Annotated in this window: 1 pseudogene; it reads left to right on the forward strand. The window is 69.2% G+C overall.

The window, feature by feature from the left end:
• The first annotated feature begins 67 nt into the window (after window positions 1-67).
• Window positions 68-1,077: pseudogene (locus ACFWA9_RS39195) on the forward strand (IS5 family transposase).
• Window positions 1,078-1,100 lie beyond the last annotated feature (23 nt).

The following is a 1,100-nucleotide window of genomic DNA, read 5'->3' on the forward strand; positions in this document are numbered from 1 at the left end:
GCTGTTCAAGGTTCGGATCTTGCTGCGGTTCGATGGTGGGCTGGTGTCTCTGGTAGAACTCCGTGCTGTGGCGCGTTTTGACGTGACGGATGCCGAGTGGGCCTTGATCGAACCGCATGTGCCGGTGGCTGCCACCGGGCCGTTGCCGCGGCGGGTGAGGGACCAGTTCAACGGGGTGTTGTGGCGGTTTCGCACCGGCAGCGGCTGGCGGGAGGTTCCCGAGCGCTACGGAGCCTGGACGACCGTCTACTCCCGGTTCCGTGGCTGGGCGGCCTCCGGGTTCTTCCAGGTCCTGATGGACGCGTTGATCGCGGAGGCCGCCTCTCGCGGCAAGGTCGGACTGGAACTGGTCAGCGTGGACTCGACGATCGTCCGGGCCCACCACGAGTCGTCCGGACTGGCAGTCGCCGGAGAGACCCTGGACGCGCTCGAGCAGGCCCTGACCGAGGAAAAGGGGGATCCGCTGCCGCGGCAGCGGGCCGTACTGAGGGTCACGCGAAGGCGGGGCCGGACGACGCGGCCGACCCCGCCCAGGTTCGTGCCGAGGCACGGCGTCGGCGCAAGGCCCGGGCCGCGAAAGCCGGACTCGGCCGCTCCCGGGGCGGGTTGAGCAGCAAGGTCCATGCCGCTGTCGACTCCGCGGGCCGACCGCTCGCGTTCGTGCTGACCCCGGGCCAGGCGGCGGACTGCCGCCAGTTCGAGACCGTCCTGGAGAAGGTCCGGGTGCGCGGCCCGGTCGGTCGGCCGCGCACCCGGCCGGACGCGGTGGCCGCGGACAAGGCCTACTCCTCGAAGGCCAACCGCGCTTACCTGCGCAAACGCGGGATCACCGCAGTGATTCCGGAGAAGCTGGACCAGGCGGCGAACCGGAGACGCAAGGGATCCGCCGGCGGCCGGCCGGTCGCGTTCGACCCCGAGCGCTACAAACGGCGCAACCACGTCGAACGGTGTTTCCAGAAGATCAAGGCCTGGCGCGGCCTGGCCACCCGGTACGACAAGAGCCCGGAAAGCTACACGGCCGGCCTCCATCTACGCGGATCGATCATGTGGTTGAAGTCCCTGACCTCAACCACATGATCCGAACCTTGAACAGCTCCTAG

The sequence above is a fragment of the Kitasatospora sp. NPDC059973 genome (assembly GCF_042737525.1).
In the GTDB taxonomy this organism is placed as follows: domain Bacteria; phylum Actinomycetota; class Actinomycetes; order Streptomycetales; family Streptomycetaceae; genus Kitasatospora.